The organism is Enterobacter cloacae complex sp. P17RS (assembly GCF_014895885.1).
GTDB lineage: Bacteria > Pseudomonadota > Gammaproteobacteria > Enterobacterales > Enterobacteriaceae > Enterobacter > Enterobacter bugandensis.
In genome coordinates this window covers 1-1630 of record NZ_JADBQK010000012.1, presented here as the reverse complement: position 1 = coordinate 1630, position 1630 = coordinate 1, and the positions used below count along the sequence as shown (strand labels likewise).

At 53.7% G+C, this 1630-nt stretch carries 1 rRNA gene; it reads right to left on the bottom strand.

Features of this window, described 5'->3' with window-relative positions:
• Positions 1 to 20 precede the first annotated feature (20 nt).
• Positions 21 to 1560, bottom strand: a 16S ribosomal RNA gene (locus IM265_RS12265).
• Positions 1561 to 1630 lie beyond the last annotated feature (70 nt).

Sequence of the window (1630 nt, the reverse complement as noted above, 5' to 3'; positions counted from 1 at the left end):
CAAAGGCAGGTTCTTTAAGGTAAGGAGGTGATCCAACCGCAGGTTCCCCTACGGTTACCTTGTTACGACTTCACCCCAGTCATGAATCACAAAGTGGTAAGCGCCCTCCCGAAGGTTAAGCTACCTACTTCTTTTGCAACCCACTCCCATGGTGTGACGGGCGGTGTGTACAAGGCCCGGGAACGTATTCACCGTGGCATTCTGATCCACGATTACTAGCGATTCCGACTTCATGGAGTCGAGTTGCAGACTCCAATCCGGACTACGACGCACTTTATGAGGTCCGCTTGCTCTCGCGAGGTCGCTTCTCTTTGTATGCGCCATTGTAGCACGTGTGTAGCCCTACTCGTAAGGGCCATGATGACTTGACGTCATCCCCACCTTCCTCCAGTTTATCACTGGCAGTCTCCTTTGAGTTCCCGGCCGAACCGCTGGCAACAAAGGATAAGGGTTGCGCTCGTTGCGGGACTTAACCCAACATTTCACAACACGAGCTGACGACAGCCATGCAGCACCTGTCTCAGAGTTCCCGAAGGCACCAATCCATCTCTGGAAAGTTCTCTGGATGTCAAGAGTAGGTAAGGTTCTTCGCGTTGCATCGAATTAAACCACATGCTCCACCGCTTGTGCGGGCCCCCGTCAATTCATTTGAGTTTTAACCTTGCGGCCGTACTCCCCAGGCGGTCGACTTAACGCGTTAGCTCCGGAAGCCACGCCTCAAGGGCACAACCTCCAAGTCGACATCGTTTACGGCGTGGACTACCAGGGTATCTAATCCTGTTTGCTCCCCACGCTTTCGCACCTGAGCGTCAGTCTTTGTCCAGGGGGCCGCCTTCGCCACCGGTATTCCTCCAGATCTCTACGCATTTCACCGCTACACCTGGAATTCTACCCCCCTCTACAAGACTCTAGCCTGCCAGTTTCGAATGCAGTTCCCAGGTTGAGCCCGGGGATTTCACATCCGACTTGACAGACCGCCTGCGTGCGCTTTACGCCCAGTAATTCCGATTAACGCTTGCACCCTCCGTATTACCGCGGCTGCTGGCACGGAGTTAGCCGGTGCTTCTTCTGCGGGTAACGTCAATCGATGAGGTTATTAACCTCACCGCCTTCCTCCCCGCTGAAAGTACTTTACAACCCGAAGGCCTTCTTCATACACGCGGCATGGCTGCATCAGGCTTGCGCCCATTGTGCAATATTCCCCACTGCTGCCTCCCGTAGGAGTCTGGACCGTGTCTCAGTTCCAGTGTGGCTGGTCATCCTCTCAGACCAGCTAGGGATCGTCGCCTAGGTGAGCCGTTACCCCACCTACTAGCTAATCCCATCTGGGCACATCTGATGGCAAGAGGCCCGAAGGTCCCCCTCTTTGGTCTTGCGACGTTATGCGGTATTAGCTACCGTTTCCAGTAGTTATCCCCCTCCATCAGGCAGTTTCCCAGACATTACTCACCCGTCCGCCACTCGTCACCCGAGAGCAAGCTCTCTGTGCTACCGTTCGACTTGCATGTGTTAGGCCTGCCGCCAGCGTTCAATCTGAGCCATGATCAAACTCTTCAATTTAAGTTTGATGCTCGTGAATTAAACTTCGTAATGAATTACGTATGTTCACTCAGAGACTTGGTATTCATTT